The following is a 6,790-nucleotide window of genomic DNA, read 5'->3' on the forward strand; positions in this document are numbered from 1 at the left end:
GAAGGGGGCAACCACGGGGGGTTGCCCCTACGGAATTTGTGGTTTTGATGTGGCTTGATTATGGCAAAAATTTGTTTTGGAAGGCCGGAGAAAAGCGATCGCTACATATCTAATTTACAAAAAGCAACATTACCGAAAAACAAGTATTTTCTGTTCAACCAAGGACGATTATAATAGAAAAAATGGTTTTTTAACAGCATTGACTGCGATGAAATACGATCCCAATATCCACAAACGCCGTTCTATCCGTTTAAAAGGATACGATTATTCGCAACCAGGTGCTTATTTTGTTACGATTTGTATCAACCAAGGGCTGCTACTGTTGGGAAAGATTAAAAATGGTCAGTTGTATCTCAGTGAAGCAGGTCAGATGGTTCACAAGGTATGGAATGAAATTCCCATAATGTATCCGGGGGTTGAAACTGATGCATTTGTGATTATGCCCAATCATATCCACGGAATCATCGTATTAACAGAGAATTCTAATCCTCCGCGATCGAATTTCCATACCGATAACCAGAGCAACCACACCGAGATTGCCCCTATGGAAAAATCGATGGCATTAGGTGATGTAGTGCATCGGTTTAAATCGCTTACTACAACAAAATATCGTTATGGGGTTCAGGATAAAAATTGGCCACCTTTTGTGAAACGATTGTGGCAACGCAATTATTACGAAGTTATTGTTCGCAACCGTCATTCTTTAAATAAAATTCGTGAATATATTAATAATAATCCATTGGCTTGGGAACAGGAATCAGAACATTGGGAACAATACCATCCGCAACCGGATTTTTTTTAGAAGTCGCAATTTCTATAAATTCTTACTATTATTTCATACATTTCCCTCGTTCTTTGAAACTCCGCCAAGCAAAACCACAAAAACGACAAATCCCGGTAGGGGCAGCGCCCCCGTGCCTACCCCTCCCCCAGACCATAGAAATCCCCTCCGCCAAGCAAAACCACAAAAACGACAAATCCCGGTAGGGGCAGCGCCCCCGTGCCTGCCCCTCCCCCATACCGTGGGAATCTCTTTAAAATTCCATCTCCCAAACGCGATCGCTTTTTTCTAAAAACCTCCAAAACCATTCCTGATTTATAGTACCATCACCACGAGCGATCGCTTGGAGATAAACTTTCATCAATACCACAAGCCGGTGGCGGTTTCAACCAAGTACCATAAGGAATCACCCGATGGGTATCCGCCGTTAGTCGAATCGTACCATCAGCAGACTTCACCCATCCCTGTGCTTCCACAATTCGCTGGGGGGATTCGCTGGGAGTGGCATCTTGATTGACCCTTTCCCTAGGAGTAGGTGGCATGCCGCCGCGTCTGGTATAGATAAATCCCGTGTCTTGACCAGCAATGGCACAAGGATTTTGGGGAAGAGTTGGCAATGGTTCGATGGTGGTAACAAACATGCTTTCTGCAAGATTGAGGTCGGGAGTATTAATTTCCACAGTACCGCTAAAAGCTGGTCCTCGTTCGGAAGTGGCAGTGATGTCGCTGTTGGGAGTTGTTTGCTGGCGAAACTGAGTACCGAAAATGCCTTCAGCGTTGACTTCCACGCGACCACCAAAACCTGCAACAGCATTGGCGGTAATGTCGCTATTTTCTTTCGCCACCAAAACGTCGGTATCCAAAAAAATGTTACCGCCAGTAGTCGCTTGGCTGTCAGTGTTCAGACGCGAGTTTCCTTGTAAGTAGATTTGATGCGATCGCACGCTAATATTTCCAGAAGCACCAACTTGCGTGCGTGCCTTAATGATACCACCATCCAAGCGAACGCCATCGGCATAAATTTCTACATCGCCAGCATCTCCCAAACCAACACTGACCACACTAATTCTTCCGCCATCGCGTAACCTTAGACTGGGTGTTTCAACGAATACACTACCGGCATTCCCTTTCGGTGCAGTTGTCGAAGATCTACTTACCGAAGCACCTGCAAATAAACCACTATAGGAAAAACCATCAGAAGCAAAACCGCTGATATCTATAAACTCACTTGCACGAACTTCTAACGTACCACCATTGCCTGTATCGGTAGTTCGAGCACGAATCGAAGCTCCCTCCTCAAGGATTAGACTTTCTGTATCAATTGTGAGATTGCCAGCATTTCCTGAAGTTAGCGATTCAACACTAACTACAGAAGGCGCTTCCCACTGATTCTTTATAGGATCGTCGTTCATATTAATAGCTGTACCGCGAACAACCATCTCCGTCGCATCAATATCGATATCGCCACCGTTACCAGAACCTCGTGCTTCAGCAAGAATTTGTCCCCCATTGTAAAGTGATAGATTTTTCGTGGAAATTGACAAATCGCCAGCATTCCCCGAACTGACTGTGACAGCTAATAAAGTACTTAATCCAAAACTAACAGAAAACACAGGAGAATGATTTACCATCTCTATTTGATTTCTAGCAATAATGTCTATTGACTCCCAAGCATCAACGATTATGTTTCCTCCATCTCCTTCACCTAAAGTAATTGTGGTTACAACACCGCCATCTAGAATCCGCAGAGTTGAAGCAGAAATCTCCAAATTTCCCGAACGACGGCTACCAGAAGTGCCTGTTAGTATCGAAGATTGCACCACTTCCACCGAATCCGTCGCACGAACTTGCAACGAACCGCCTTCGCCAGTGGCAAACGTAGAAGCCGATACCCAACTTCCGTTACTTACTTTGATATTTTCGCTTTGCAGGCGAATATCTCCAGCTTTTCCAGCAGCAAAACTTGTCGTAAAAACACCATCGCGAATATCATCTCTAGTAAATTGCTGTCGAAAAAGTTTCAATCCAATTTCTTGAAAGTCACCAGTTCCTGCGATATCGATTCTATCGGTAGCGTTCAAAACAATATTGCCGCCTGTACCCGTACCCAGGGTGGAAGCGGAAAGAAAAGCACCTTCTCTCACTTGCAGATGATTGGCATCGATGAAAATACCGCCACCGGTGCCGTTTGCTAAGGTATCGGCTACCAGCGAAGACCCTTCCGTTAGGGTTACATCGCCGCCGCGTAGGAAAATTGTACCGCCTCCCGCACCACTGGCATCTGCTACTGACTGTTGGGAATACAGCAGTTGACCAAATTCGGGAACGTTCTCGTAAGTTAAATGCCAACCTGAAGAAACGGATTGTAAGTTGACACGAGCGTTATTGCCCACAGCCGCCAGTTCGATGCGTCCTTGCGGTGCTTGTAGATGACCGCCGTTACTCACTAGATTGCTGCCTGCCAAGATTAAACTTTGTTGCTGGGGCACTTGCAGTCCGGTTTGGGAGGCATTGGTAATATTTCCTGCTTGAGAACCGTATTGCAAGCCGGTGGGAACGCTGATAGAAAGTAAGGAAGAGGGAGAGGAAACGGTGGTAGAAAATTGGGTTTTGTCGGCAAAAGTTATGCTGGCGGCGGTACTGGCTAGAAAAGAACCACCGATGTCCAAACGAGCGTTTTCCCCGAAGGCAATGCCGTTGGGATTGATAAGGAATAAGTTGGCTGTGCCGTTATTTTGTAGGGTACCGTCGATTTGCGATGGGGTGTTTCCGGTGATGCGGGTAAAAATATTGCGGATTTCGGGGGCATTTTCAAAAGCCGCGATCGCTTCTGGCGGTACGTTAAATTTTTGGAAGCTGTGAAAGAGATTGTTGCCAGCTCGGGTGCCGTTTTGGATGTGGAAAATATTGCCCTCAACGGCTACGCTAGAGTTGTGGGGAAGCGTACGGTCGGGAACCATTTGTGCGATCGCTTCTACCGGCCAACAACACAAAACCGCAGCTATTCCCCAGATGGTATACCTGGGATTGATTTGTGGCATACACCCCGAGCTTGGAATCAACCAAGCAAATTCTCTATCCCATTATAACATTTGCTGGTGCCATTGGTCAGAAGTCCTCCGCGATCGCTGCGACCATTTTTCACGTTGAATAAGCTTTGCTAGCCAATTCCGCTTGCAGAAAATCAATAAATTGCCTAGCCGTACGCCCGGAACGTCCGTTGTGCTGGGTTGCCCACTGCAAAGCACGGGATTCCAAATCCTCTGTAGCGATCGCCAGTCCGGCTTGCTTGGCTAAATTGCGGACAATTTCCAAATAAGTATCTCGATCGGCGGGTTCAAACGTGAGGGTCAACCCAAAGCGATCGCTAAAGGATAACTTCTCTTCTTGCGTATCCCAGGCATGAATTTCTTGGGAAGACGGTTTGGGGCGATCGCCAAAAAATTCTCTCACCAAATGGCGGCGATTGGATGTAGCATACACCACCACATTCTGCGGTCTAGCGTGCAAACTCCCTTCCAAAACCACCTTCAACGCCTTAAACGCATCGTCATCTTCTTCAAAGGAGAGGTCGTCTACAAAAATAATAAATTTCTGCGGACATCCCCACAACCGATTCACAATCGCCGGCAAATCATTTAAATCAGCCTTGGGAACTTCTATTAACCGCAAACCGCGATCGCCGTATTCATTAGCCAACGCTTTCACCAACGAAGACTTCCCAGAACCGCGACTGCCGTACAAAATAACATGCAAAGCCGCATATCCCGCCAGCAGAAATTCCGTATTTTGAATTAATCTTTGTTTGGGGAACTCGTATCCCACCAAATCCGCCAACGTAACGGGGTCGGGGTGTGGGATGCCTTGAAATTCTCCTGACTCCCAACGTAACGCTCGATATTGAGCAAATATCCCCGTGCCATACTGGCGGTAATATGCTGCCACCGTTGGCACGGTTTCTCCCCAATCAGAAGCGTTGATGAGGGTTTCGCGTATTGACTGCTGGTATTCGGGAATTTGGGTTGGGGAATTTTGATACACCACCGGTGGCATGGTGAGATTGTATGCGGTTTGCACCCACTGCCCCAATTTTTCCCCATCGCAGTTATATAAGTATTGCAAAACTTGCAAATCCTGTTTGGCAGCGGCTACCAAAGAAGGTGACAGGTCGTCAAAATCGTGTTGCTGTGCCTGTTGGGTAAATGGATTTTCCGCCGCCAGCAAGCGATCGAGCAAATTTTCTTCCCAACTTTTGCCGGCAGTCGCCAAAGCGTGAAACCACCTGCCATAGGCTTGTAATGCCTCGAAATGGGTGGGGGTTCCTTGTGCGATCGCTTTTAATAATTGTAAGAAAGCTTGACCGATTTCATCAGCCAATACCTCTTGATACAGCAACAGGGAAGCGGCTTGGCGTTGGAGATAGCGGCTGGATTCCAAAGCTGGGTTGTTCATAGAAAAGACAATCCGAACATCTTAAAGGGCAATTGTAAACGATTCTTTGCGATCGCGACCGGCTCCTGCTGCCATCCTATCGAAAGGTACCAATATTTGGTATGACGAGAAAAGTTTCCCAAAGTTGGTTTATCTTTCTTTGGTTATATAAAGATTTGGAAGGAAAAAGTTCCTCGTATCGCCTATGAATCCTACCCTGATTGCTACCCTTGCCTACGGAATTCTTGCCCTCGCTGGCGGTATTTTTGGCTATATCAAAGTCAAAAGCAAACCTTCGTTAATTTCGGGAACCATTAGCGGCATTTTGCTGCTAGCGGCTGCCATTATGCAAGCTATGCAAGTTTCCGGGGGATTGCTTTTTGCCATTGTCGTTACCGCTGCTTTGGTGGTGGTGTTTGCCATTCGCCTGGTGAAAACCCGCAAATTTATGCCGGCAGGTTTGATGCTGGTGGCGGGAATCGTCACCTTGGTGGTGATGGGAACCCAATTTCCCACCTCGGGATGAAACCGATAAGCGATCGCTATTCCCTCTAACCGTGGGAAAATAGATTGAGATTTGTTAATTTACTTTTAAGGGAAGGCAATAAAAATGTTTCCAAAGCCTTCCAACTGCTAAAGTAGCCGCAAACGACAACACGTAGCAAGCAAGGAGAAGCTCTTTATGACCCTATCCGTCGGTACGCAAGCACCCAACTTTACCGCCAAAGATTCCAACGGCAACACTGTTTCCCTATCCGACTTTGCCGGCAAAAATGTCGTTCTGTATTTCTATCCCAAAGACGACACCCCCGGTTGCACCAAAGAAGCACAAAGCTTCCGTGACAGCTACCAGCTATTCCAAGACAAAGAAATGGTCGTTCTCGGGGTTAGCATGGATGACGAAGCATCCCATAAAATGTTTGCCGAAAAATATGGTTTGCCTTTCACTCTCCTTGCCGACCCAGATGGTGAAATTACCAAAGCCTACGATGTAGACGGCGGTGGCTATTCCAAGCGGGTCACCTATATTATCGACGGTAATGGAAAAATCGTTTACGTAGACGACAAAGTCAACACCGAATCTCACGCTCAAGATATCTTGAGTGCCGCTGGTCAATAAAGACCATTCTAGAGATTGGTGTATCGTTCCTTAAAACAATAAAAAAACAGATTCGATCTCCCGTACCAGTAGGGGTGCAACGCGTTGCGCTCTTGATGGGGCGGGAGTTTTTTGTGCTAGAATTTCTTTAGGTTTCTAGTAATATCAAATCCGCTTCTAGTAACCCCTAAGATATACACCCCAAATCTAGCAAAAACTCTAATTTGGTGCGATCGCGACTTGCTAATTTTCCAATTATTTTCATTTTGTAGGGTGGGCATTGCCCACCCTACTTGTCTAAAATATACACCCCAAATCTAGCAAAAACTCTAATTTGGTGCGATCGCGACTCGCTAATTTTCCAATCATTTTCGTTTTATCGGGTGGACAGGGCACACCCTACTAATTTTTTAATTATTTTCGTTACTTGTCTAGTTGGGTTAGAAAAGCGATCGCAACTCGCCAATTTTCCAATTATT

The 6,790-nt window shown here is 46.2% G+C and carries 5 protein-coding genes; 3 read left to right on the forward strand and 2 right to left on the reverse strand.

Going from position 1 to position 6,790, the window contains the following annotated elements:
• The first annotated feature begins 208 nt into the window (after positions 1 to 208).
• Entirely contained in the window at positions 209 to 802 is a 594-nt protein-coding gene (locus tag AS151_RS10280) for a transposase (RefSeq protein WP_071516963.1), read from the forward strand.
• A 305-nt stretch (positions 803 to 1,107) separates the two neighbouring features.
• Here AS151_RS10280 and AS151_RS10285 read toward each other — a convergent pair whose 3' ends face one another.
• The gene (locus AS151_RS10285; RefSeq protein WP_071516964.1) at positions 1,108 to 3,822 is read right to left on the reverse strand and encodes an S-layer family protein; all 2,715 of its coding nucleotides are present in this window, start codon (positions 3,820 to 3,822) and stop codon (positions 1,108 to 1,110) included.
• A 100-nt stretch (positions 3,823 to 3,922) separates the two neighbouring features.
• Entirely contained in the window at positions 3,923 to 5,233 is a 1,311-nt protein-coding gene (locus AS151_RS10290) for an ATP-binding protein (protein ID WP_071516965.1), read from the reverse strand.
• Positions 5,234 to 5,417: 184 nt separating this feature from the next.
• Here AS151_RS10290 and AS151_RS10295 point away from each other — a divergent pair, with 184 nt between their 5' ends.
• Positions 5,418 to 5,738 (forward strand): TMEM14 family protein, encoded by a 321-nt coding sequence (locus AS151_RS10295; RefSeq protein ID WP_071516966.1) that lies wholly within the window; start codon positions 5,418 to 5,420, stop codon positions 5,736 to 5,738.
• Between the two features lie 156 nt (positions 5,739 to 5,894).
• Positions 5,895 to 6,332, forward strand: a complete 438-nt coding sequence (locus AS151_RS10300; RefSeq protein WP_071516967.1) for a peroxiredoxin — start codon at positions 5,895 to 5,897, stop codon at positions 6,330 to 6,332.
• The last annotated feature ends 458 nt before the right edge of the window (positions 6,333 to 6,790 follow it).

Source organism: Geitlerinema sp. PCC 9228, assembly GCF_001870905.1.
In the GTDB taxonomy this organism is placed as follows: Bacteria; Cyanobacteriota; Cyanobacteriia; order Cyanobacteriales; family PCC-9228; genus PCC-9228.

Excerpts from the sequence above, each read along its gene's own strand:
- AS151_RS10285 (WP_071516964.1), bottom strand. The coding sequence starts at position 3,822 with ATGCCACAAATCAATCCCAGGTATACCATCTGGGGAATAGCTGCGGTT.
- AS151_RS10295 (WP_071516966.1), top strand. The coding sequence starts at position 5,418 with ATGAATCCTACCCTGATTGCTACCCTTGCCTACGGAATTCTTGCCCTC.
- AS151_RS10290 (WP_071516965.1), bottom strand. The coding sequence starts at position 5,233 with ATGAACAACCCAGCTTTGGAATCCAGCCGCTATCTCCAACGCCAAGCC.
- AS151_RS10280 (WP_071516963.1), top strand. The coding sequence starts at position 209 with ATGAAATACGATCCCAATATCCACAAACGCCGTTCTATCCGTTTAAAA.
- AS151_RS10300 (WP_071516967.1), top strand. The coding sequence starts at position 5,895 with ATGACCCTATCCGTCGGTACGCAAGCACCCAACTTTACCGCCAAAGAT.